This window comes from Streptomyces sp. NPDC039736 (genome assembly GCF_055596485.1).
This window is the reverse complement of record NZ_JBVIUQ010000002.1, coordinates 437174-459459: the sequence shown is the minus strand read 5'-3', so window position 1 is coordinate 459459 and position 22286 is coordinate 437174. Positions and strand designations below refer to the sequence as shown.

Sequence of the window (22286 nt, the reverse complement as noted above, 5' to 3'; positions counted from 1 at the left end):
TCCGAGGGCCCGCGCGCGACGCGGGCCCTCCCTTCGGGACGCACCCCCCGGCCCCGCCGACAGCGGCACCGCGAACGCGCGCATCACCGGCTGCCGCCGAAGGGACAGGTGCCGAACACGGAGGTTCGCGGAGCATGTGCGGAGGGGGGCGGGGCGAGGGAGCTGGGCGATCAGGCGCGGGGGCCGGGCGAGGAGGCGCGACGCGGCGCTCCCAGGTCCAGGTCCAGCCCTTCCCGCAGTTGCCGGAACGCGGTCCCCGCCTCCTCCACGGCCATCTCGTGCACCGCGTCCGCACTCGCCCCCGCCTCGATCCGCCGCCAGTTCTCCAGCGCGAGCACCCGCAGGACGACCCCGATCTGCCCGGCGGCCACCCGTGCCCGCACTCCCGCCCCGAGCACCTCCCCCAGTTCCTCCGCGAGAGCCGCCTCGGACCGGCGCAGGTAGGTGAACAGGCGGGCCTCCAGGCTCGGCGTCCCGTACAGCATCCGCTGGTACGCGAGCACGCCCGGGTCGTCGCACAGCCCGGTGATCGGGTCCCGCGCGGCCAGCCGCTCCCGCAGATGCCGCTCCAGCGCGTCGAGCGCCCCGACCCCCGCTGCCCGGCCCGCCCGCACGACCCGCGCCGACTCGTCCTCGTGGTCGGCGAACCGGTACAGCGCGAGGTCCTCCTTCGCCGGGAAGTACCGGAACAGCGTCGGCTTGGAGACCTCGGCGGCGGCGGCCACCTCCGCCACCGACACGGCGTCGAAGCCCCGCTCCAGGAACAGCCGCACGGCCGCGTCCGAGATGGCCTCGTACGTCCGCTGCTTCTTCAGCTCCCGCAGCCCGCTCACCGCACACCCCCTCGCTCACCCGTCCCGGCTCGACGGTCATCCTAGTTCTGCGTACGGCTTACGCAGTGGCACGCGCCGACCCGCCGGCCCCCGTCACGCCCGCCCCGGCGGGCGATTCAGCACGTGGCCCCCCGGCCGCCGATACGCGGGCCGTCGTGTTCGCCTCGCGTCAGCACCAGGGCGAGGTACGGGTTCTGCACGCGCGCGTGGCCCAGCCCGAGTGCCTCCGTGGCAGCGCGCAGGGTCATGGAGTACGCGTTCACCGCCCGGCGCACATTGGGGGCGTCCAGGCTCGCGCCCGTGACCAGCCTGTCGAGGTCCACGTAGGCCGAGCGGACCAGCTCGATCCACCGGTAGGTGTGCACGTCGCCCGCCCAGCCGGCCGCGTACTCCGGGGACCGCTTGCGCAGCGCGTCCGCCCAGCGGTTCAGCATGCGCTGCCGGATCTCGCCCTGGTGCGGTGTCAGGTGGAGGTGCCGCACCAGGTCGTAGAGGGGGTCACCGGCCACGGCCATCTCCCAGTCGATGACCTCGAGCTGGCCGAGCTGCGGGCCCCGGACGAGGTTCCAGGGGTTCAGGTCGCCGTGCAGCAGCACCGGGGCCCGAGGGGTGACGCTGCGTCGTAGCAGAAGCCCCCGCAGCAGGGCCGCGTCCGGCAGCCCCAGTTCGCGGGCCAGCCGGAGCGACTCCGGCGGGAGCGAGGCGACCAGCTCCACCAGTTGGTCGCACAGCCACCGGTAGAAGGCCCCCGGCGGGAGCCGCGGCTCCATCCCGTCGACGTCCACCTCGGTGAGCGCGGCGAGCTGGTCGACCAGGTCGTCGGCCTCGTACGGCGACAGTCCGTCGACCGGGTGCGAGGGAGAACCGCCGAAGGTCCCGGAGTAGGTGAGCACGGCGAAGGCGTCCGACGGGGCGCTCTCCCCCAGTGCCAGCAGCCTCGGCGCCCGGACCGCCCCGACCCGGGCGACGGCCCGCAGCACCTCCGACTCGTCGTTGAAGCACTGCTCGCGCCGGGCCGCCGAGCGCAGCCGGCGGCGTACGACCAGCCTCCTGCCCCGCACGTCCACCACCGTGTTGAGGTGCCCGGTGCCCTTGAAGACGCGCTCCGAGTAGGCCGCGCCCTCGGCCACGAGGGTGTCGGCCACCGTCTCCCGAGCCGCGTCCTCGTCGGGGAACTCCTCCGCGTTCACCCATGCCGTGACCACCCCGGCGAACGGTCCCCGCGTCCGTTGCCCGGCCTGTTCCATGCGGGCCATGTGCCAGCGCCGCAGGATCTGCGCGGCCCCCACGACGTCCGGCACGCCCGACAGGCGCAACGGCTCCCGCGCCGCCTCCATGGCCCGTACCACCGCCTCCGCCGCTTCGCGCAGGTCCGCGGGCGCGCCGGCGGCCCCCAGCGAGCGCGCGGCACGCATGACGTCCGGGAAGACCGACTGGGCGCGCTCGAAGTCCAGGTAGTGCCGCAGGTCGGTCTCCAGCCCCCGGGCCGCCTCCGGGCGCCGCGCCTCCATCGCCCGGGCCCAGACCTGCTTGACCTCGTCCTGCTGGGAGGGCGGGTACTGCATCCGCACCAGATGCGTCGCCAGGTCGTGCAGCGGATCGCCGAGCGTCGCCAGTTCCCAGTCCACGAAGATCAGCGGAGGGGCCGCGACGTAGGAGACGATCACGTTGTCCCGGTGCAGGTCGGTGTGGAGCAGGCCGAAGGGCCGCGGCACCATGGGCGGCACCCGGCCCGCGAAACCTGCCATGGAGTCCGCCGGAATGCCCAGCGCGGCGAAAAGACCGCCGAATTCGGCCCAGTTGGGCCGACGGACGTGCCGGTCGGTCAGCAGTGCCAGATGGCGCAGGAAGGCGCGGCTCTGCCGGTCCCGGGGCCAGCCCGTCGGCAGCCTGGGGAGTTTGCTCTGACCGATCCTGGCCATCTGCGCGAGCTGATCGACCAGCGCCTCCACCAGCAGATGGTCGACCGGTTTGCCGTTCTGGCAGATGCTGGAGAGCGGCACGCCCTCCACATAGCTGAGGACCGTCGAGCTTCCGGCCTTGGCCAGGCAGCGCGGTACGTCCGGCAGGACGCCGCGCAGGGCGTCCAGGATCTGGGTCTCGTCCTCCCAGGTCCTGATGACGACGGAGAGCGCCTCCCGCTCGCGCAGCCGCACCGTCACGGTCTCCCCGGCGGGCCTGCCGACCGCCCGCGCCATCGGCTCGGTGAGCGGCGCCAGGTAGTTCCGGTTGTGGAACCCGCCACTCACCTCGCCCCGGCGGATCGCGGAGTCGACGAACGCCGGATAGACGTGCACCCAGGCGGGCTTGGGCGCCGTCGGCTTGGGGGCCGAGGGTTTCGGCGTCCGGGGCACGGCGGGGGCGTGCGTGCCGAAGACCGTGGCGGGGGAACCTTGCACAAGCCACTCCCGGCGTATCGCACAGTGAAGTCCAAGACGCGACACATTAGTGGCCGGAAGGGGTTTGAGCGCGCCGTGTTACCCGATTGGCAGACGGTCTGTACGTCGTTGAGATGAACGGGAACCGCTCCCGGGGGCACGGGCGGCCGACGGCCCGACGGGAGTGCGACGGGACTACGCGTCGGAGACGGCCAGCAGGTCCCAGACGGAGTCGAACCACTCCTGGGAGTCCGCGACGAAGACCGACCCGAGCGAGGCCGGGTCGCCGTCCTTCACGTACCGGAACAGCATCGCCCGCAGCCCCAGTACGTCGATGGTGTCCAGCTCCTCGCCGTCCGCCAGCTCGATGCGCCGCTCCACGATCTTGTAGTAACCCTGGAGCGCGGTCGTCCCGTTGAACAGGTACAGCTTGGCGTGCGGCGTGAGCGGAACCCGCCTGATCTCCTCCGACACCTCGGCCACCAGCCGCTCGCGCCGCAGCCCTTCCAGGCTGGTGCGGATCAACTCGCTGTGCAGCGCGCTGAGTTCGTGCATCCGGGCCGCCAGCCGGGCGTCGCCGGGGCCGTCCTTGGGGCTCGGGTACGGCATCTGCATCTGCGCGTCGGGAAGCAGCAGGCGCACCTTGATGCTGCTGGGGGAGATCTCCCCCTCGCGCACCCGTCGCACCTGCTCGGCCAGGTGCCCGCTCAGGGTCTCCGCCGTCAGGCTGAAGACATCCATCGTGACGTGGTCGGCGGCGAACGTCTCCCCCACGACGGTACGCAGCAGCCCCGGGCCTCCCGACTGTCCGGGGTGCACCCGCTGCACCTTGACCACCCGGGTCCCGCTGCCGACCCGCCCCTCGATCCAGCCCTCGCCGGCCAGCTCGTTCATCACCCGCCGGATGGTGTCCTTGGCGACCCCGAAGCGCTCGGCCAGTTCCCGCTGCGGCGGCAGCAGGGAGCCCACCGTGTACGTGCCGTCGGACATGGCCGTGCGCAACTGCGCGGCGACACGCCGGAAGACCTCACCGCCGCCGTCGCCGCCCGAAGGATTCGTCACGGTGGAAACGTACCTCCGGGCGACCGGATGCAACCCAACTGCGGCCCAACTGTGGTCCAGGAAAAGGATATTGGTGCGGTCCGTTAGTCGATCAGCCCAACCGGAAAGAAGCCAGTCAGGTCGACCAGCCCAATTGGACCGAGAGTCGACCGGAGAGGGACGATTCCCGTGAACTTCCTCATCCTTCTGGCCGATGAACTCGCCCGGTTCCACGAGGGCCAGGTCTTCCTGTTCGGCCTGGTCGTCGGAGTCCTGCTGCTCAGCCGGCAGAACCCCCGATGAGCTCCAGCACCTCCCCCAACGATCCCACCACCGCCTCCGCGCCCGCCTCCCTCAGCCGTGTCACCCGTCGTGCGTCCTTCGCGTAGCCCAGGAAGGCCACCCCGGCGCGGCCGGCCGCCTCCAGGTCGGACGGGGTGTCGCCGATCATCAGGGACTTCGCCGGGTCCGCGTCCAGCGCCCGCAGTGCGCGGTTGAGGCAGTCCGGGTCCGGCTTGAGGCGGTCCAGGTCGGCGGTGCGGCCGTAGACGTGGCGGTCGAAGCAGGGGGCGAGGCCGCGCTGGGAGAGGTAGGCGTGGGCCGCCCGGGGGGAGTTGTTGGTGGCGATGGCCAGCGGGGTGCCGCGTGCCGACCACTCGCGTATGAGGTCGTCGACGTGCGGCGTCGGCGCGGCCGTCCGCGCGGCCCGCAGTTCCTCGTCGGTCAGGGCCGCCTCCAGTTCGCGCACCAGCCCGGAGTCGGGGTGGCTGTCCCCGATCGCTCTCAGCACGGCGTGCGGGTCCTGCCGGTCCTCCTGCGGCATCCGGACCGCCAGGCCCCGGCGGGCGAGCCAGGCGATCAGCCGGTCGGCTATGTCGTGCGCGCGGTGTTCCGCGAAGAGCCCGCAGATCGGGCCGTCGAAGTCGAAGAGGACGCAGGTGGCGCCGGTGATCGCCTGTGCTGCCCGCTCGATCACCGGCGCCGCCTGTTCGAGGTCTGTGGTTTCAGAGGCCATTAGGAGAGTGTCAGGTCCGAGGTGACGGTGTTCCAGAGCGCGTCGAACCACTTCGCGGATTGTTCGACGAAGGCCGCGTCCCGCAGCCCCGTCTCCGCGTCGAAGGCGAAGAGGACCGACTCCGCGCCCAGCGCGTCGTACATCTCCAGGTTGGTGTCCCCGATCTCCTCCTGGCGCCTGATGACCTTGTAGTACGCGAAAAGCGCCTCGGCGCCGTTCAGTACGTACAGCTTCAGGGGCGGGGTGAAGGGCAGCGCCCGGAAGGTCACGTCCACGTCGATGCCGTGCGAGCGGCGCAGGCTGCGGAGGTTGTGCAGCAGCACCTGCCCCTGCGCGTTGCGCTGCTGGAGCCAGCGGTGGTGGACCAGCCGGGCTTCGTCCGGCTCGACGCCGCGGGGGAAGGCCAGCTCGATGTTGCGGGCCGGCAGCAGGATGCGGACGGTGACGGAGGCCGGCTTCAGACGGTTCTCGTGGATCAGCTTCAGGGGGTCCGCGATCGCCAGCAGCAGCGACTCCGAGGTCAGGCTCAACGCGTCGACGCGGACCTCCTCCGCCTCGAAGGCCCGTGCCAGCCGCGGTCCCAGCGCGCTCAGCGTGGGCTGCGGACTGCCGCCCCGGGGGTCGCCCTCCGCCGTCACCGGGGAGGCGGCCGCCACCCTCGCCGGCGCACCCCGCGTCGCCTCCGTGAGGAGGCCCTCCGCGTGGAGGACGCGCAGGGCCTGGCGGATGGTGCCGCGTTCCACGCAGAACTCCTTGACGAGCGCCGCCTGTGTCGGCATCGGCTCGCCGGCCTTGATCTCGCCTCTTCGGATGCGGTCGCGCAGGGTGTCGGCCACTTCCCTGTACGTCCGCCTGCCACCGCTTCCCGGACTGCTCAACTCGCTCACACCACAACGGTATAACTCACAGCCATCTGACGGGAGTTGTCGCTCAGTTGTTTATGGATCGCGACCAAGTGGGGACAACTCCCTTGAGTTGGTTGCCACTTGGCACACTTGGCTGAGGCAGCGTCGCCTCCCCGCCGCCCGTACCGCCGGTGATTCCCGAGGGAGGGACCCCATGCCTGCTCTGCTGCTGCTTTCCGCCGTCTTCGTCATCGGATTCGAGAGGTTCGTCGAGTGGCGCTACGGGGCCCCCGGCTCCATCGGTGTCCTGCTCACATGCATCGGGGCGAAGGCCAAGAGCCCCGCCTGCGCGGGCGTCGGTGCGGCCCTCCTCACGCTCGCGGTGCTCGCGCCCGTCGCCGCCGCCTAGGGAGCAGCCCGGCTGCCGACTCGCGCTCAGTTGGCAGCCAGGTCCAGATCCTGGCTGATCGTGTTCCAGATCGCGTCGAACCACGACTGCGACTGCTCCACGAACGTCCGGTCCCGCTCCCCGCCCGCCTGCCGGTCGAAGGGGAACAGCATGGACCGGGTGCCCACCGTGTCGTACATCTCCAGGGGCTCGCGGTCCTGCTCGAACTGCTCCTCCTGCTTCGTGATCATGTAGTACGCGAAGAGGGCCTCCGTGCCGTTGAGGAGGTACAGCTTCACGGGGGGAGTGAAGGGGAGCGCCCGGAAGGTCACGTTCACGTCGATGCCGTGCGAGCGGCGCAGGCTGCGGAGGTTGTGCAGCAGCACCTGCCCCTGCGCGTTGCGCTGCGAGAGCCAACGGCCGTGCGGGCGGGGGTCGTTGCCGTCCGCGACCGGCGTCGGGAAGGCCAGGTCGATGTTCCGGCTGGGGAGCAGCACCCGCACGGTGATCCTGGACGGCCGCACCCGGCCCTCGTGCACCCGGCGCAGCGCCTCCCCGAAGCCCAGCGTCAGCGAGACGGCCGTCAGGCACAGGGCGTCGATCTCGACGTGGTCGGCCTCGAAGGCCTCCGTGATCCGTGAGCCGAGGGCGACCATGGTGGGCTGCGGCGGCGAGGCGACGCTCGCGCCGAGCGCGGCGGGCGCGTCGCCCGCGACCGTCGCCGGGGAGCCCTTGGTCACGTTGGTCAGCAGCCCCTCCTCGACCAGGATGCGGAGCGCCTGGCGCACCGCGCCGCGCTCCACCGCGTACTCCTCCGCCAACTGGGCCTGCGTCGGCATGCGGTCTCCCGGCCGCAGCTCCCCGGTTCTGATCCGGGCCCGCAGCGCATCGGCCACGTCTCGGGGTGACCTCTTCCGGCCGTTCATCGCGGCGCCGACTGTGCTCACAACCAGAACACTACAACTTCACACCATCTAACGGGAGTTGTTGACGGACCTGGTTAAAGGTTCTTGGTGCATGGGGACAACTTCAGAAGAGTTGGCCACCAACTCGTACAAGGTGGTTTCGCTTCCACCGGGATGGTTCGCAGTGACACCAGGATCGTCCGCCCCTCCACCAGCCTGGCTGTACGGCCCGTACCGACCGGCCAACGGGCCGCCACCCCGACCACCGTCTGGAGTGATCCCCATGCCGCTCATCGTCTTCCTCGCCCTCGGCGCCTACCTCCTCAGCGAGGTGGTCGAGAAGCAGTACGGTCTGCTCGGCGCCGCGGCGCTCGGCTTCCTGACCGTCGGCGTCAAGACGAAGAACACCACCTGCATCAGCATCGGCGCCGTGGCCCTGGTCTTCCTCGGCCAGTCCGCCCTCGGCTGACGCCGCAGGGGCGAGAACCCTCAGAAGATGTCCGGGCACCACGGCTGACGCGCCGTCCGGAACAACCCGTCCACCCGGGCCGCCGCCCCCGCCACCTCCTCGGACACCTCACCCAGCGCCGCCATCCGCAGCGCCGACCGCCCACCCAGGTACAGCGCCCCCAACTCCCGGGCGCCGAGGCGGAGTTCCGCGTCCTCGGCCGTCGGCTCGCAGGTCGCCGTACCGAACTCCGACACCGTCAGCCGGAAGCGTCCGCCCGCCAGGCCCAGCCGGTCCGCCACCTCCAGCACCGCCGTCCCGCTCTTCTCGTAGGTCCTGGCCTCCAGCGCCCGTACGACGTCCAGCACCCGCACCCACAGCCAGTCCGCCGACGTCACCACGGTCGCCGCCCGCTGATCGACCAGCAGGTCGGGCAGCAGGTCGTCCGGCGCGCGGTAGCCGGTCCGCACCTTCGCCACCCAGTCGATCGAGCACAGGTAGTGCCACAGCGCGCGCTCGGCCGCGGGGCTGGTGGCGATCATGTGGTCCACGTGCACGGTGTTCAGCGGCTGCTTGCCGTCGCCCCACGTGTCGTCCGCCCGGTACGCCGCCAGCCCCTCCACCTGCCCGCCGCGCGAGGCCGGGGCGCGGTAGACCACGTAGAAGGCGGGCGGCTGGGGGTCGAAGGAGTACGCGGTCAGGCCCGTACGCGCCTGCCACCAGTGCTCGTCGCGGTCGATCGCGCCGTGCCGCTCCGCCCGGAACCGCTCGTGCAGCTCCGGGCCCGCCTTGCGGATCTCCTCGCCGTCGACCAGTTCGATCCGGCCGCCGCACTCGGGGCCCGACCAGCGGGGGTCCAGGCCCGTGCGGTGCGTGTCGATCTCCCAGACGTTCGTGGAGGTGGCGTGCCCGAAGCCGTAGCGTCCGTAGATCGGGTACTCGGCGGCGATCAGGGTGGCCACCACGTCCCCCCGCTCCTTCGCCTCCGCGAGGTCCGCGCGGATCATGCGGCTGAGCAGTCCGCGCCTGCGGTGCGTCGGCGCGACGGTGACCGCGGAGATCGCGTCGGCCCGCACGAACTGCCCGCCGGGCACTGTGAGCTGCTGGGCGAAGGAGCGGTACGTCGCCACGCACCGCCCCTGGTCGAACGCCCCCCGCGCCCGCGAGAGGTCGGTCCGCGACAGCCGCAGCGCGAGATCCTCCTCGGTGTACGCGGCGGCCCGCAGGAACCCGGTGTTGGTGGCACGGGCCCAGTCCGGGAAGTCGGCCTCGGTCAGCACTCGTACGTCAGGGGAGTCGGCGGCAGCGGAAAGATCGGCGTGGGCGCTCATGCGCCCACGCTAAGCACGCCCCGCTCAGAATGTCGCCCGGATTTCCCCGACCTTCACCGGCCCGCCGAGCAGCGGCGCGTCCCCGATCCGGGCCACCACCTCGCCGTCCACGCCCAGCAGCCGCAGCGCCCTGGCCAGGACCGGCCCCAGCGCCCGCCCGGCACCGTCGTCGATCTTGAAGGCGAGGGCCCGCCCGTCCGGCAGCGCCATCGCCTGCACGGCCTCCGCGCCCATCTTCGACAGGGCCCCCGGCACGGCCCGCATCAGCCAGGTGTCGGGGCGCCTCGTGCCCGCCACGTACTCGGGGTGCGCCCGCATCGCGTCGGCCACCCGGCGCTCGGGGGTGCCCTCGTCGGCGAGGACGAAGTGCCGGAAGGCGCGGGCGAGGCCGGCCAGGCTGATCGCCATCAGCGGCGCCCCGCAGCCGTCCGTGCCCACGGCCGTGACCCGCTCGCCCGCCGCGCGCTCCACGCCCGCCAGGACGAGCTGCTGGAGGGGGTGGGCGGGGTCCAGGTAGCCGGCGGTGTCCCAGCCGTTCAGCCGGCAGGCGGCGATCATCGCGGCGTGCTTGCCGGAGCAGTTCATGGTGACCCGGTCGCGGACGTGCCCGGCGGCCAGGTACGCCTCGGCCTCGACGGGGTCCAGCGGCAGGTCCGGCGGCGTCTGGAGGTCGGCGTCGGTGAGCCCGTACTCGCTGAGCATCTCGCGCACGAGAGCGAGGTGGAAGCCCTCCCCGGAGTGGCTCGCGGCGGCCAGCGCCAGACGCTCGCCGGACAGGTCCAGGCCCGCCCGGAGCACGGCGGCGGCCTGCATGGGCTTGTTGCTGGAGCGGGGGAAGACGGGGGAGGTGACGTCGCCGAGGGCGAGCTCCGTGCTGCCGTCGGCCGCCAGCACCACCAGCGAACCCCGGTGGTGGCCCTCGACGAAGCCGGATCGGACGACTTCGGCGAGGACCGGGGGTATGACAGGGGCCGGGCCGGCAGCGGGGGCGGTGGAGGTCGTCATCGTCGACAGGGGCCTTCCGGACAGGGACCCGCCCGCGATCGGGGCCGGCCGGGGATCGCCCGGTCAGGACCTCAATGGAGCAGATCGTCTACTTGTGCTTCGCCTTCACGGTACCTGCGGGCGATCTCCGCGCTGCAATCGTCGGCGGTGCGCTGGAGGGCCTGCCGCTGCCGGGAGACCTGCTGCTCGTAGCCGATCAGGCGGTCCATTCCCGCGTGCAGCTCCGCGTCCGTCCGGGCGTCGAGGTCGGACAGCTCGACCTCCGCGAGCATCTCGGCGGCCAGCCGCGTGTACTCCTCGTTGCGCGGTGTGGACAGCGTCACGTGCCGGGCGGAGGAACGGTGGGCGGAGGGGGTGTCGGCGAGGATCTCCGACAGCCGCTCCACCACGGGCGTCATGGGCCCGCCCCGCCGGGCCAGCTCGGCGCGCAGGATGTCGATGCGGCCGTGCAGCAGCCGCCGTACGTAACTGAGGTCGGCCTCGTCGCTCTGCGCGCCCTGGCGCAGGATGCGCAGCTCGGGCAGGCCCAGGGCCCCGAGGTCGAGCGGTGGAAGTGCGGGCAGTGCGTCGCGCACCCCTCGATCACCGGCCCTGTGGCCGTGAACCGTGTGCCCGGCGCCAGAAATGCTCATGAGTGTCCGTCCCCTCGAACGGTGCGGCGCACCGCCTTGCCACGCATCGTGCCACTCCTGCCGCTTCCCACGCAGGCGCACTGCACCCGTATGGCCCTTGCACGGGGGAGGGGATCGCGGGCGGGCATCATGGTCGGCATGCGAGCTGTGGTGCAGAGAGTGGACGGCGCGAGCGTCGTCGTCGGCGGCGAGACGGTCGGGGAGATCGTCGGCGAGGGCCTGTGTGTCCTGGTGGGAGTGACCCACGAGGACACCCCGCAGAAAGCGGCGCAACTGGCCGGGAAGCTGTGGTCGGTGCGGATCCTGGAGGGCGAGAAGTCCTGTTCCGACGTGAACGCCCCGCTCCTGGTGATTTCACAATTCACCCTGTACGGGGACGCCAGGAAGGGCCGGCGCCCCACCTGGAACGCCGCCGCCCCCGGCGAGGTCGCCGAGCCGCTGGTCGAGGAGGTCGTGGCGCGGCTGCGGGAGCTGGGGGCGACGGTGGAGACGGGCCGGTTCGGAGCGGACATGCGGGTGTCGCTGACCAACCACGGGCCGTTCACGGTGCTGCTGGACGTCTAGGCCCGGAGAATCGGAGCGGAGGGACCTCCGGGCCCGGAAAGTGGGACATCCGGGCCGCGAAGTGTCCTACTGCTCGACGACGACCTCCTGGGCGGCCGCCGTGTCCCCCGCCATGAGCTCGGCGTCCACCGGCACGTTCCGCTTCACCAGCGCGAGCGCGATCGGCCCGAGCTCGTGGTGGCGCACGGACGTCGTCACGAAGCCGATCTGCCGTCCGTCCGGGCCGTCGGCCGCCAGCCGCACCGGCGTCCCCGACGGCGGCAGCAGGACCTCGCTGCCGTCCAGGTGCAGGAAGACCAGCCGGCGCGGCGGCTTCCCGAGGTTCTGCACGCGGGCGACGGTCTCCTGCCCCCGGTAGCAGCCCTTCTGCAGGTGCACCGCGCTGCCGATCCATCCCAGCTCGTGCGGGATGGTCCGGTGGTCGGTCTCGAACCCGAGCCGGGGCCGGCGCCCCTCCACCCGCAGCGCCTCGTACGCCAGCACGCCCGCCGCGGGCCCGTGCCCGGCGGCGAACTTCTCCAGGTCGGCGCGCGGCAGGAACAGGTCCCGCCCGTACGCGGTCTCCCGTACGACCACACCGTCCGGCGCCTCGGCGATCGACCCGGCGGGCAGCCAGACGACCGCGAAGTCGTCCGTCCGGTCCTGGACCTCGACCCGGTAGAAGAACTTCATGCTCTCCAGGTACGCGATCAACTCGCCCCGGGTGCCCGGCTCGACGTGCATCCAGACGGTCTCGCCGTCGTCCACCAGGTACATCGCGTGCTCGACGTGCCCGTTGGCGGTGAGCACCAGCGCCTCGGTGGCCTGCCCGGCGGGCAGCTCGGTGACGTGCTGGGTGATCAACAGGTGCAGCCAGCTCAGCCGGTCGGAACCGGTGACGGCGACGACCCCCCGGTGCGAGAGGTCCACGAAACCCGACCCGCCGGCGAGCGCGCGCTGCTCGCGGAACAGATCCCCGTAGTGCGCGGCCACGCCCTCGTCACGTCCCTCGGCGGGGACGGCGCCGGGCAGGGAGAGGAGGGGGCTGCTCGGTGAATTCGACTGCATACCACCCAGCCTACGACTCGGCCGGGGAGCCCTTCTCCGCCGTGGTCCCCGCCGTGCAGCCGGCGCACCGGCCAAAGATCGCGAAGTGCTTCATATCGGTCTCGAACCCGAATTCGCCCCGCAGTTTGGCGATGAAGTCCCCGGCGACCTCCACGTCGGCCTCGATGACGTCGGAGCAGTCCCGGCACACGAGGTGGAGGTGGTGGTGCCGGTCGGCGAGGTGGTACGTCGGCGCGCCGTGCCCGAGGTGCGCGTGGCTGACCAGCCCGAGCTCCTCCAGGAGCTCCAGGGTGCGGTAGACGGTCGAGATGTTGACCCCGGAAGCGGTCTTGCGCACCTCGCCCAGGATGTCGTCGGGCGTCGCGTGCTCCAGCGCGTCCACCGCTTCCAGCACAAGCTGCCGCTGCGGTGTCAGCCGATAACCGCGCTGCCGCAGATCACTCTTCCAGTCGGTGCTCACCACGCCGCCCAGTGTAGGCAGCGCGGCGAGCGTCCGGCCCGCGTCCGGCTCAGCGGAAGAACGCGATGCCGTCGTCCGGCAGGTCGGGGAGGTTCTTGGCCATGGCCTCGACCTCCTCCGGGGTGACGGTCTTCTTCAGGTGCGCGGACATGTACGGGCGCAGCTCGACCTCGGGGGTGGCCTTCTCGCCGACCCACATCAGGTCGCTCTTGACGTAGCCGTACAGACGCTTGCCGCCCGTGTAGGGGCCGGACGCGGCGGTGCGCGCGACGGCGTCCGTCACCAGGTCGATCTGCGGCTTCTGGGCGGCCAGCTCGCCGTACCAGATCTCGACGACACCGGTGTCGCGGGTCATGACGACCTCGACCTTGCGGTCCTTGTCGACGCGCCAGAAGCCGGACTCGGTCTCCAGCGGCTTCACCTTGTTGCCCTCGGCGTCGAGGATCCAGGAGTGCGAGACGTACTCCAGGAAGTCGCGGCCGTCGTGGCTGAAGGTGACTTCCTGGCCGAAGTTGGCCTTCTCCTGGCCGGGGAAGTCGGTGACGCCCGCACCCGTCCACTTCCCGAGGAGGAAGACGAGGGGGACGAGGTCCGGGTGGAGGTCGGACGGGATCTCGATCATGAGGGGCTCAGGCGATCTGTGTGGAGGGGGTGACGGCTCGCTGTCCGGTACGCGTGTGCGTCCGTACGGGTCAGCGCTGGCCCTGGTAGAGCTTCTTCACGGCCAGACCGGCGAAGGCGAGGACGCCGACGCAGACCAGGACCAGCAGGGCGGAGAAGACTGCCTCAAGCACGGGGTGCTCCTTGGGATGAGCGGGGTGTGGGACACGGGCCGGCCCCCAGCTTAGTCCGCCGGGCTCCGGCGCTCTCGGTGAGGTTCGCCGCGCACTAGGGTCGGGGCATGTCGAAGAAGCTCGTGATCAAGGTGACCGCCGGGGCCGACGCCCCCGAGCGGTGTTCGCAGGCGTTCACCGTCGCGGCGGTGGCGGTGGCCAGCGGGGTGGAGGTGTCGCTGTGGCTGACCGGTGAGTCGGCGTGGTTCGCGCTGCCGGGGAGGGCGGCGGAGTTCGAGCTGCCGCACTCGGCGCCGTTGCCGGACCTGATCGAGTCGGTCCAGGCGGGCGGGACGATCACCCTGTGCACGCAGTGCGCGGTACGGCGCGACATCGGCGAGCAGGACGTGCTGGAGGGCGTGCGGATCGCCGGGGCGCAGGTGTTCGTGAGCGAGATCATGGCGGACGGCGTGCAGGCACTCGTCTACTGACGCCGGGGGCGCCCGTCCAGTTCGTCCCACCAGTCGTCGGACCCGGGGTCCCCGGTGGTGTCGTCGTACCACCGGTCCTCGGGCCCCTTCCGGTTGGCGACGACCGCAGCGACGGGCGGGATGACGGCCGCCACCACGCACATGCCGACCGCGACCGGCACCGACCACAGCCGCACGACCGCGCATGCGCCCACGAAGAGGACGAGGCACGTCCCCATCAGAAGGAAGTAGCCACGGCGGCGACGGGCGTACATGCCCCCACGGTACGTCCGGGGGCCGGGCGGTACGAGGGACGCGTCAGGAAAGAGCAGACCGGAGGGCCGCACCCTTCGTCACAGGTATGGCGTCCAACCCCCTGTGGGTGCGGCCCTCCGGCCGGTATCGCTGCGCGACGCGGATCTCAGACCGCGATCGCGACCTCCGCGAGCCCGCCCGTCCGGGCGACGACCGTGCGGTCGGCCGTGCCGCCCGGGACCAGGGCGCGCAGCGTCCAGGTGCCCTCGGCGGCGTAGAAGCGGAACTGACCGGTGGCCGAGGTGGGGACCTCGGCGGTGAACTCGCCGGTCGAGTCGAGGAGGCGGACGTAGCCGGTCACCGGCTCGCCGTTCCTGGTGACGCTGCCCTGGATGGTGGTCTCACCGGGCTTGATGGTGGAGGCGTCGGGGCCGCCGGCCTGTGCTCCGCACATGAGGGGTACTCCAAGTTCCGTGAGGGAGGGAGGGTGCTTACTTGCCGGCGCCGAGCTCGATCGGCACGCCGACCAGGGAGCCGTACTCGGTCCAGGAGCCGTCGTAGTTCTTGACGTTCTCGACGCCGAGGAGCTCGTGCAGGACGAACCAGGTCAGGGCCGAGCGCTCACCGATGCGGCAGTAGGCGATGGTGTCCTTCGACAGGTCGACCCGCTCGGCCTCGTAGAGCGCCTTGAGTTCCTCGTCGGACTTGAAGGTGCCGTCGTCGTTGGCGTTCTTCGACCACGGGATGTTGCGGGCGCCGGGCACGTGGCCGGGGCGCTGCGACTGCTCCTGCGGGAGGTGGGCGGGGGCCAGCAGCTTGCCGGAGAACTCGTCGGGCGAGCGGACGTCGACCAGGTTCTGGGTGTCGATGGCCGCCACCACGTCGTCGCGGTAGGCGCGGATGGACTCGTCCTGCGGCTGGGCCTTGTACGAGGTCTTCTCGCGCTGCGGGACCTGCGCGCCGTCGACCAGGTCGCGGGAGTCCAGCTCCCACTTCTTGCGGCCGCCGTCCAGGAGGCGGACGTCGCCGTGGCCGTACAGCTTGAAGTACCAGAAGGCGTAGGAGGCGAACCAGTTGTTGTTGCCGCCGTAGAGGACGACCGTGGTGTCGTTCGCGATGCCCTTCTCGGAGAGGAGCTTCTCGAAGCCGGCCTGGTCGACGAAGTCGCGGCGGACCGGGTCCTGGAGGTCCTTGGTCCAGTCGATCCGGATCGCGTTGCGGATGTGGTTCTTCTCGTACGCGCTGGTGTCCTCGTCGACCTCGACGACGGCCACCTTCGGGTCGTCCAGGTGGGCCTCGACCCAGTCGGCGTCGACCAGTACGTCGCTGCGGCTCATGTGTTTCTCCTCCGGGGCAGTTACGGGGGGATACGGGTGCGTGCTTGCACGGTGCTGCGGGGTGCGCCCGGGTACGGCTGCGGGGCCGCGGGGGCGGCGGCGCACGGTACGTCGGGAGGGGGCGCGGATCGCCCCGGGAAGGCGGGGGTACGGACTACGAGGCCCGGCGGGTCCCGCTCAGAAGGAGCGGCGACAGAGCATGGCGGCGACGCGGCACAGGTCTACTGCCCGCCGCTTCGTGAGGTCCGCCTGTCGCTGCTGCATGGGTCCGATCGTAGGGACGTACCGGTGGGCGTGTCACCGGTGTGTCATATCGTGAGACGAAAACGTCCGGTGCATGGGATACGACGAGGGGCCGGAACGTCCGTCCCGGCCCCTCGTCCCGCCCGTTCGGCGTCCAGTCCTGCGGAATGGACTCCTCCGTCTCGCTATCCGGCCAGGTGCACGTCCGCCCCGCTCACGGAGATCTCCATGCCCGTCTCGACCGGGGTGACCTTGTCCAGCTTCAGGCCGTTCGGCAGGCCGCCGATCGGGCGCTCGAAGTCGATCTTCTTGCGGATCAGCTCCTCGACGCCGGGGATGCCCTGTCCGGGCACCTCGTCGGCGCGCACGGCGATGGACCTGCCGCCGTCCTTCAGGCTCACGCTGGACAGCACGCTGCGGGTGATCTCCCGGCCCAGGACCGAGACCGTGCCGGTGACCTTGACCTTGCCGTTCCCGCCGTGGGCGAGCTTGACGTCCTTGTCGCCCGCGGCGCGGGTGAGGTCGTCGTAGGAGATCACGGCGGTGCCGGTGGCACGGGCGGCGGTGGCGGAGGAGAAGTTGTTCTCCAGGGCCACGTCGTGCAGTTCGGCGGTCATCCTGCCCACCGTCAGCTTCTTGCCGTCCGCGCTCGCCTGGAGGCCGTCCAGGGCGACGTCGACCCGGTCGAGGTTCTTGCCCAGGACCTGGGTGAGGAACGGGAAGCCCTTGATGTCGACCTGGGGTTCCGTGGCGAGGCCCTGGCTGGTGCGGACCTTGGCGGCGACCTCGCCCTCGGCGTAGTTCACGGCCAGGCGGTCGGCGGCGACGAAGATGCCGCCGAAGACCACCGCCAGGATGAGAAGTATTCGTATCGCTCGCATGACCGGTGTTCCCCCACCCGCGTTCGTCGGCCCCCGTGTCTGACGGTGAGCCTAACCGGTGGGGATCACACCATTCCCACCGATGACCACCTGCCACAACGACACCGCGGTCAGGCGAACGCCCTGCCCAGCAGGTACACCGCCGGGGCCGCCGCCGTCAGCGGCAGCGCCACGCCGGCGGTCATGTGCACGAACTTCGACGGGTAGTCGTAGCTCGCCACCCGCAGCCCGATCAGCGCGCACACGCCCGCGCCGAAGCCGATCACCGCGCCGCCCGTGCCGACCCCGTTGGTCCCGCCGACCGCGATGCCGGCGCCCGCCGCGGCGAGCAGCGCGACCGCCACCGACGCGGCCGTCGGCAGCGGCAGCGCCCGCGCGAAGACCGCGACGGCGACCGCGGCCCCGCCGACCGTCATGGCCTTGGGGTCCGCCGCCAGGTGCCCGGAGGCGACGACCGCGAGGGCGGCCGAGGTGACGCCCGCGGTCAGGGCGTACAGCCGCTCGTCGGCGGGCATCCCGTTGCGCAGGTGCAGGACGAGGGTGAGCAGCACCCAGACGCCGAGCGTGCCCAGGATCGCGGCGGGCGCGTACAGGGCGTCGAGGAACAGGATCGCCACGTCGGCGGCCACACCGCCGAGGAAGGCCAGCGCGATGCCCTGCCGGGCGGGCCACATGCCGTTCAGCCGGAACCAGCCGGCCGCCGTGACCGCCTGGAGCAGCACCAACGGCACGACCAGGGCGAACGGCCCGAACGACGCCGCCCCGGCGAGCAGCGCGCCGAGCACCGCCGTGATCAGGGCGGGCCGCATGCCGGGCTCCATGACCGGCGACCGCCCTTCGGCGCGGGCCCGCTGGGCGTCGGTGATCCGCACGTTGCCGCGGGTCGCCGGGGAGCTGTAGGCGGGAGCGGGCTCCGCGGCCGGAGGGACGCCGTGCGGGGCGTGGGCCCGCGGGGCCGCGGCGGCGGGGGCGTGCCACTGCTCGGGGCCGGGCTGGGGGTGGGGCTGTGGTTGGGGGTGGGGCTGGGGGTGCTGGGCCGGGACCTCGGGCGGGAGCGGCTGACTGCCGGTCGGCCGGGTCCCGCTCCCGTACGCGGGGCCGCCGTACGAACCGTCCGGAGGACCCCCGTACGAGGCGTCCGAGGAACCCCCGTACGAGCCGTCCGGGGTGCCGCCGTACGAGCCGTCGTACGAGGGCTGGTTCTGCTGCGGGAGGTACGCGGTGTCCGCGGCCGCCAACCCGGGCTGGGCCGCCTGGTACGGGGTGTCCCAGGTCAGGCCCTGCCAGGTCTGGGTGGAGTACGGGTCCTGGGGCTGGGGTTGAGCCTGGAACTGCGGGGACTGCGGGGCCTGCGGGGACTGCGGGGCCTGTTGGTCGGCGGGGTGGGGCTGGTCGCCGTACGGAGCGGCCGGAAAGGGGTCCTGCCCGTACGCGTCGGCCGGCGGCCGGCCGTGGTCCTGCTGCCGGTACGGGTACTGCTCGTTGCTGCTGGAGTTGCTCATGGTCTGGGGTTCACCCTCCTGCGAACGGCGGGAGCACCTCGACCGTGCCGCCCTCGGCCAGCCGTACCGTCCCGTGGTCACGAGTGCCGACGGGGTCGCCGTCGATCAGGAACGAGCACCGCTGGAGCACCCGCGTCAGCTCCCCCGGATGCCGTTCGCGGACCGCGTCCAGCGCTTCGGCCAGGGTGTCTGCCGCGTACGGCTCCTCGGCGGTGCCCGCGGCGGCCTTGGCCGCCGCCCAAAAGCGGATGGTTCCCGCTGCCACAGCGGCACTCCTCTCACGCGACCGGCTCGTCAGCTGTCCATCATGGGCCATCCGGCGCACCCGCCCGCCACCACCGCTTCGGCCCCCACGCCCTGACGCGCTTCCGTGCGCCCCCCGTGCACCGGTGCGCACGAAAAACCGCGGCCCCGCCTTACGCGGGCCCGGACCGCGGCACGACCGGGCGGTGCGCCGGGTCCGCGGGGTGATCAAGGGAACAGGGAGGGCGTCCGCCCGGTGGGCTATTCTGCTGGGCAGAGGACTCGGGCAGCGTTGCCCCCGAGTCCTTTTGTGCTTTCCGGGTGACCTAAAGAGCTCGGAAAGAACAGGGCAAGAGAGCAGGAAAGCGGGCACGTCGGACCCCGGGGCGCGGGGGCCTTCGGCCTAGGACGTACGTACACAGCAGTACGTACCCACCCAGCAGTACGCATGCAGTGCCGTAAACGTCCTCGCAGGGACCGAGGAGGAACCGACGTTATGGGCGAGCGAACCGTGCACCAACCGAAGACGACGACGATCGTGCGAGCAGGTGGGGCGCGATGAGCTCCCTGCTGCTCCTCACCAACGCCCTCCAGCCGTCGACGGAGGTGCTCCCCGCCCTCGGCCTGCTGCTGCACAGCGTGCGCGTGGCCCCCGCCGAAGGACCGGCGCTGGTGGACACCCCCGGCGCGGACACCATCCTGATCGACGGCCGCCGCGACCTCCCGCAGGTGCGGTCGCTGTGCCAGTTGCTGCGCTCCACCGGGCCCGGCTGCCCGCTGATCCTGGTCGTCACCGAGGGCGGCCTGGCGGCCGTCACCGCCGACTGGGGCGTCGACGACGTCCTCCTGGACACGGCGGGCCCGGCCGAGGTCGAGGCGCGGCTGCGCCTGGCGACGGGCCGCCGGAACCTGACCGCGGACGACATCCCCACCGAGATCCGCAACGGCGACCTGACGGTGGACGAGGCGACGTACAGCGCGAAGCTCAAGGGGCGGGTGCTGGACCTGACCTTCAAGGAGTTCGAGCTGCTGAAGTACCTGGCGCAGCACCCGGGCCGGGTCTTCACGCGGGCGCAGCTCCTCCAGGAGGTGTGGGGCTACGACTACTTCGGCGGCACGCGCACGGTGGACGTCCACGTGCGGCGGCTGCGCGCGAAGCTCGGCGTCGAGAACGAGTCCCTGATCGGTACCGTCCGCAACGTCGGCTACCGCTTCGTGGTACCGGAGAAACCGGAGAAACCAGAGAAGGCGGCGAAGACGGACACGACGGAGGCCCGCGGGCCGGGGCGGGCCGTCGGCCGGGAGGCCGAGAAGGCCCGCGCACGGGCCTCCGCCTCGGTAGCCCGGACGGCGGAATGACCCGTACCGGGCCAAGTCGGCCGGATCCTTGGGACGACCGGCCTGTGACCTGGTCTCTCCGCGTAGACTTCCGCGCGTGGCCAAGGTGACGCGGGACGATGTGGCAAGACTGGCGGGGACGTCGACCGCGGTCGTCAGTTACGTCATCAACAACGGACCCCGGCCGGTCGCCCCGGCCACGCGCGAGCGTGTCCTCGCCGCGATCAAGGAGCTGGGCTACCGCCCGGACCGGGTCGCGCAGGCCATGGCGTCCCGCCGCACGGACCTCATAGGGATGATCGTGCCGGACGCCCGGCAGCCGTTCTTCGCCGAGATGACGCACGCGGTGGAGCAGGCGGCCGCCGAGCGCGGAAAGATGGTGCTGGTCGGCAACTCCGACTACCGCAACGAGCGCGAGATCCACTACCTGCGGGCCTTCCTCGGCATGCGGGTCTCGGGCCTCATCCTGGTCAGCCAGGGCATGAGCGAGAGCGCCGCCGCCGAGATCGACGCGTGGGACGCCCGGGTCGTGCTCCTGCACGAGCGGCCGGAGGCCATCGACGACGTCGCCGTCGTCACGGACGACATCGGCGGCGCGCAGCTCGCGACGCGGCACCTGCTGGAACACGGTCATGAGTACGTCGTCTGCTTCGGCGGCGTCGAGTCCACCCCGGCGGTGGGCGACCCGGTCGCCGACCACGTCGAGGGCTGGCGGCGGGCGATGCACGAGTCGGGGCGGTCGACGGAGGGGCGGCTCTTCCAGGCGCCGTACGACCGCTACGCGGCGTACGAGGTGGCGCTCGGGCTCCTCTCCGGTCCCGAGCGCCCGCCCGCGATTTTCTGCTCGACGGACGACCAGGCGATCGGCGTGCTGCGGGCGGCGCGCGAGCTGCGGATCGACGTGCCGGGGGACCTGGCGGTGGCCGGTTTCGACGACGTCAAGGAGGCGGCCCTGACGGACCCGCCGCTGACCACCGTCTCCTCGGACCGCCCGGCGATGGCGCGGGCGGCGGTGGACCTGGTGCTGGACGACGGCCTGCGGGTGGCGGGCTCGCGCCGGGAGCGGGTGAAGCAGTTCCCTTCGGCGCTGATCGTGCGGCGCTCGTGCGGCTGCGGGTAGCCGGGCGGCGCGCTGGGGCTGCGGGCAGCCGGGCGGCGTGCGCGGGGCCGGGGGCGGCTCTCCCGCAGGCGCCCGCGCTCCCTTACATCGGGCATACGGGAATCTGCCGGGCTTCTTAACCGGCCCTCAGACAGTTCTCATGCGCCGAGCCCAAGCTCATGAACATGACGAACGAGACCTTCCCCACCGGCAGCGCCCCCGACCCCGCAGGCGCCCCCGGCAGCGACCCGCACCCGCAGCCCGCGTACACCGGGTTCCCGCCGCCCCCGGCGCACGCCCCCACCGTCCACCGGCGCCGCGCCGGCCGCCCGGTGGCCCTGCTCGCCGCGGTCGCCGTCGTCGCCGCGACCTTCGGCGGCGGCGCCGCGTACCTCACCGAGCGCTACACCGGTGACGACGGCACCGGCCTCAGCAGCGCGGGAGCCCCGGGCAGCAACGTCTCGCAGTCCAGCATGGGCACCGTCTCCGGCGTCGCGCAGGCCGTCGGCCCCGCCATCGTGGAGATCGGCGCGCAGTCGTCGTCCGGCCGGTCCACCGGGTCCGGTGTGATCATCACCGCCGACGGCGAGGTCGTCACCAACAACCACGTCATCGCCGGGGCCGACTCCGTCAAGGTCAAGCTGTCGGACGGCAGGACCTACACCGCCGAGGTCGTCGGCACCGACCCGGACAAGGACCTCGCCCTCCTGAAGATCCAGGGCGCCGCCAAGCTCCCCACCGCCAAGCTCGGCAGCAGCAAGGACGTCAAGGTCGGCGACCAGGTCGTCGCGATCGGCTCCCCCGAGGGCCTGTCCGGCACCGTCACCAGCGGCATCGTCTCCGCCCTCGACCGGGACGTCACGGTCTCCAAGGAGCAGCCCCAGCAGCAGCGCGACGGCGGCGGCTGGCCGTTCGAGTTCGGCGGCGAGCAGTTCAACGGCGACACCGGCCGGTCCAAGACCACGTACAAGGCCCTCCAGACCGACGCGTCCCTCAACCCCGGCAATTCCGGCGGCGCGCTCATCAACATGCGCGGTGAGATCATCGGCATCAACTCCGCTATGTACGCACCGAGTTCGGGCGACGGCGGCAGCGCGGGCAGCGTGGGCCTCGGCTTCGCCATCCCGGTGGACACGGTCAAGGCCGACCTCGACAGCCTCCGCAAGGGCGGCCCGGGCGGCCGGCAGCAGGACCAGGGCCGGCCGGAGCAGCGCGGCGACGGCCTCGGCGGCCTCGGCGTGTGACGCCCGGCA

26 protein-coding genes are annotated in these 22286 nt (G+C 72.0%); 7 read left to right on the top strand and 19 right to left on the bottom strand.

The features are described 5' to 3' along the window. Positions 1 to 170: 170 nt before the first annotated feature. The 5 genes from ACZ56L_RS07060 to ACZ56L_RS07040 all read right to left on the bottom strand — a co-directional run bounded on the left by ACZ56L_RS07060 (position 171) and on the right by ACZ56L_RS07040 (position 6154). Positions 171 to 833, bottom strand: coding sequence for a TetR family transcriptional regulator (locus ACZ56L_RS07060; RefSeq protein WP_345221375.1), 663 nt, complete (start codon positions 831 to 833; stop codon positions 171 to 173). Positions 834 to 949: 116 nt separating this feature from the next. Then, positions 950 to 3232, bottom strand: coding sequence for an aminoglycoside phosphotransferase family protein (locus ACZ56L_RS07055; RefSeq protein WP_345221373.1), 2283 nt, complete (start codon positions 3230 to 3232; stop codon positions 950 to 952). A gap of 174 nt (positions 3233 to 3406) precedes the next feature. Continuing rightward, positions 3407 to 4273, bottom strand: a complete 867-nt coding sequence (locus ACZ56L_RS07050) for a winged helix-turn-helix domain-containing protein (RefSeq protein ID WP_471062327.1) — start codon at positions 4271 to 4273, stop codon at positions 3407 to 3409. 259 nt (positions 4274 to 4532) lie between these two features. Then, on the bottom strand, positions 4533 to 5267 hold the full coding sequence (locus ACZ56L_RS07045; protein WP_345221369.1) for an HAD family hydrolase: 735 nt from the start codon (positions 5265 to 5267) through the stop codon (positions 4533 to 4535). Further along, complete coding sequence (locus ACZ56L_RS07040; protein WP_468686506.1) at positions 5267 to 6154, bottom strand: winged helix-turn-helix domain-containing protein; 888 nt, start codon at positions 6152 to 6154, stop codon at positions 5267 to 5269. The genes ACZ56L_RS07045 and ACZ56L_RS07040 overlap by 1 nt, the downstream gene beginning before the upstream one ends. A gap of 172 nt (positions 6155 to 6326) precedes the next feature. Here ACZ56L_RS07040 and ACZ56L_RS07035 point away from each other — a divergent pair, with 172 nt between their 5' ends. Beyond that, entirely contained in the window at positions 6327 to 6521 is a 195-nt protein-coding gene (locus ACZ56L_RS07035; protein ID WP_471062325.1) for a hypothetical protein, read from the top strand. A 26-nt stretch (positions 6522 to 6547) separates the two neighbouring features. On the opposite strand, the gene ACZ56L_RS07030 is transcribed toward ACZ56L_RS07035, so the two are convergent. Continuing rightward, positions 6548 to 7453 carry a winged helix-turn-helix domain-containing protein gene (locus tag ACZ56L_RS07030; protein WP_401755633.1) on the bottom strand — a complete coding sequence of 302 codons (906 nt, stop codon included), beginning with the start codon at positions 7451 to 7453 and terminating at the stop codon, positions 6548 to 6550. A 235-nt stretch (positions 7454 to 7688) separates the two neighbouring features. On the opposite strand from ACZ56L_RS07030, the gene ACZ56L_RS07025 reads away from it, so the two are divergent. Further along, entirely contained in the window at positions 7689 to 7874 is a 186-nt protein-coding gene (locus ACZ56L_RS07025; protein ID WP_345221363.1) for a hypothetical protein, read from the top strand. A 20-nt stretch (positions 7875 to 7894) separates the two neighbouring features. Here the strand turns inward: ACZ56L_RS07025 and ACZ56L_RS07020 are convergent, their stop codons facing one another. The 3 genes from ACZ56L_RS07020 to ACZ56L_RS07010 all read right to left on the bottom strand — a co-directional run bounded on the left by ACZ56L_RS07020 (position 7895) and on the right by ACZ56L_RS07010 (position 10821). Beyond that, complete coding sequence (locus ACZ56L_RS07020) at positions 7895 to 9184, bottom strand: GNAT family N-acetyltransferase (protein WP_471062324.1); 1290 nt, start codon at positions 9182 to 9184, stop codon at positions 7895 to 7897. A 24-nt stretch (positions 9185 to 9208) separates the two neighbouring features. Continuing rightward, positions 9209 to 10189: an asparaginase gene (locus ACZ56L_RS07015; protein WP_345221359.1), complete on the bottom strand. Its 981-nt coding sequence runs from the start codon at positions 10187 to 10189 to the stop codon at positions 9209 to 9211. A 71-nt stretch (positions 10190 to 10260) separates the two neighbouring features. After that, entirely contained in the window at positions 10261 to 10821 is a 561-nt protein-coding gene (locus tag ACZ56L_RS07010; RefSeq protein ID WP_468691892.1) for an RsiG family protein, read from the bottom strand. 138 nt (positions 10822 to 10959) lie between these two features. Here ACZ56L_RS07010 and dtd point away from each other — a divergent pair, with 138 nt between their 5' ends. Next, positions 10960 to 11385: a D-aminoacyl-tRNA deacylase gene (gene dtd, locus ACZ56L_RS07005; RefSeq protein WP_401754793.1), complete on the top strand. Its 426-nt coding sequence runs from the start codon at positions 10960 to 10962 to the stop codon at positions 11383 to 11385. 66 nt (positions 11386 to 11451) lie between these two features. On the opposite strand, the gene ygfZ is transcribed toward dtd, so the two are convergent. Genes ygfZ through ACZ56L_RS06990 form a run of 3 tightly spaced genes read right to left on the bottom strand, consistent with a single transcriptional unit; the run spans position 11452 to position 13514 of the window. Further along, entirely contained in the window at positions 11452 to 12432 is a 981-nt protein-coding gene (gene ygfZ / locus ACZ56L_RS07000; RefSeq protein WP_345221353.1) for a CAF17-like 4Fe-4S cluster assembly/insertion protein YgfZ, read from the bottom strand. Positions 12433 to 12442: 10 nt separating this feature from the next. Beyond that, a complete protein-coding gene (locus ACZ56L_RS06995) occupies positions 12443 to 12895 on the bottom strand; it encodes a Fur family transcriptional regulator (protein WP_345221351.1) in 453 nt (150 codons plus the stop codon). A 46-nt stretch (positions 12896 to 12941) separates the two neighbouring features. Next, positions 12942 to 13514 (bottom strand): heme-binding beta-barrel domain-containing protein, encoded by a 573-nt coding sequence (locus ACZ56L_RS06990; protein ID WP_345221349.1) that lies wholly within the window; start codon positions 13512 to 13514, stop codon positions 12942 to 12944. 279 nt (positions 13515 to 13793) lie between these two features. Between ACZ56L_RS06990 and ACZ56L_RS06985 the strand changes: the two genes are divergently transcribed. Then, on the top strand, positions 13794 to 14156 hold the full coding sequence (locus tag ACZ56L_RS06985; RefSeq protein ID WP_345221347.1) for a DsrE family protein: 363 nt from the start codon (positions 13794 to 13796) through the stop codon (positions 14154 to 14156). Here ACZ56L_RS06985 and ACZ56L_RS06980 read toward each other — a convergent pair. The 7 genes from ACZ56L_RS06980 to ACZ56L_RS06950 all read right to left on the bottom strand — a co-directional run bounded on the left by ACZ56L_RS06980 (position 14150) and on the right by ACZ56L_RS06950 (position 18618). Beyond that, positions 14150 to 14410 carry a DUF3099 domain-containing protein gene (locus tag ACZ56L_RS06980; protein WP_345221345.1) on the bottom strand — a complete coding sequence of 87 codons (261 nt, stop codon included), beginning with the start codon at positions 14408 to 14410 and terminating at the stop codon, positions 14150 to 14152. The two genes, ACZ56L_RS06985 and ACZ56L_RS06980, sit on opposite strands and share 7 nt — an antisense overlap. Before the next feature lie 146 nt (positions 14411 to 14556). Continuing rightward, complete coding sequence (locus ACZ56L_RS06975) at positions 14557 to 14844, bottom strand: DUF1416 domain-containing protein (RefSeq protein ID WP_345221343.1); 288 nt, start codon at positions 14842 to 14844, stop codon at positions 14557 to 14559. A gap of 37 nt (positions 14845 to 14881) precedes the next feature. Continuing rightward, the gene (locus ACZ56L_RS06970) at positions 14882 to 15727 is read right to left on the bottom strand and encodes a sulfurtransferase (protein WP_345221341.1); all 846 of its coding nucleotides are present in this window, start codon (positions 15725 to 15727) and stop codon (positions 14882 to 14884) included. Positions 15728 to 15904: 177 nt separating this feature from the next. After that, complete coding sequence (locus ACZ56L_RS06965) at positions 15905 to 15991, bottom strand: putative leader peptide (RefSeq protein WP_380836819.1); 87 nt, start codon at positions 15989 to 15991, stop codon at positions 15905 to 15907. Positions 15992 to 16155: 164 nt separating this feature from the next. Then, positions 16156 to 16851, bottom strand: a complete 696-nt coding sequence (locus tag ACZ56L_RS06960; protein ID WP_471062318.1) for an LmeA family phospholipid-binding protein — start codon at positions 16849 to 16851, stop codon at positions 16156 to 16158. Between the two features lie 110 nt (positions 16852 to 16961). Next, the gene (locus ACZ56L_RS06955) at positions 16962 to 18353 is read right to left on the bottom strand and encodes a hypothetical protein (protein ID WP_471062316.1); all 1392 of its coding nucleotides are present in this window, start codon (positions 18351 to 18353) and stop codon (positions 16962 to 16964) included. Positions 18354 to 18363: 10 nt separating this feature from the next. After that, positions 18364 to 18618, bottom strand: a complete 255-nt coding sequence (locus tag ACZ56L_RS06950) for a MoaD/ThiS family protein (protein ID WP_345221336.1) — start codon at positions 18616 to 18618, stop codon at positions 18364 to 18366. 536 nt (positions 18619 to 19154) lie between these two features. Here ACZ56L_RS06950 and ACZ56L_RS06945 point away from each other — a divergent pair. The 3 genes from ACZ56L_RS06945 to ACZ56L_RS06935 all read left to right on the top strand — a co-directional run bounded on the left by ACZ56L_RS06945 (position 19155) and on the right by ACZ56L_RS06935 (position 22277). Continuing rightward, positions 19155 to 19955: a winged helix-turn-helix transcriptional regulator gene (locus ACZ56L_RS06945; protein ID WP_401754807.1), complete on the top strand. Its 801-nt coding sequence runs from the start codon at positions 19155 to 19157 to the stop codon at positions 19953 to 19955. A gap of 76 nt (positions 19956 to 20031) precedes the next feature. After that, entirely contained in the window at positions 20032 to 21054 is a 1023-nt protein-coding gene (locus ACZ56L_RS06940) for a LacI family DNA-binding transcriptional regulator (protein WP_345221332.1), read from the top strand. A gap of 158 nt (positions 21055 to 21212) precedes the next feature. Beyond that, entirely contained in the window at positions 21213 to 22277 is a 1065-nt protein-coding gene (locus ACZ56L_RS06935) for a S1C family serine protease (protein ID WP_401754810.1), read from the top strand. Positions 22278 to 22286: the final 9 nt, after the last annotated feature.